General features: G+C 68.6%; 1 protein-coding gene. It reads right to left on the bottom strand.

Annotation, left to right across the window (positions count from 1 at the left end; genetic code table 11):
- The coding region (locus ACTFO6_RS18775; protein WP_439935875.1) for a hypothetical protein at positions 1-224 on the bottom strand (224 nt) is incomplete at its 3' end.
- Positions 225-274 lie beyond the last annotated feature (50 nt).

Raw genomic sequence — 274 nt, 5'->3', positions numbered from 1 at the left:
GGATGCAACCGCGCGGCGTCCGTGCCTTCGACGATCGCCTCCTCGCCCGCCACCGCGAGCGATTTGGCTTCCACCAGCCTCACGAGCTCGGCAGGCGCGAGCACGTAATCCCGGCCCGCGACCCGGCATTCGACGAGGGTCTCGCGCGCTTCTTCCGGCTCGTATTCGAGCAAGCCCTGATAAACGTTGCCGAGCTGTTCTATGTCAAGCTCGCGGAAGGACACCCGCTCGCGCCCCACGCCCCGACGCGGGCGGGTAGTGGCGAGGGCGAGGA

The sequence above is a fragment of the Pelomicrobium sp. G1 genome (assembly GCF_051905455.1).
Lineage (GTDB): Bacteria > Pseudomonadota > Gammaproteobacteria > Burkholderiales > UBA6910 > Pelomicrobium.
Note: the sequence above shows the minus strand (reverse complement) of the source record. Positions and strands in the feature narration are given on the sequence as shown.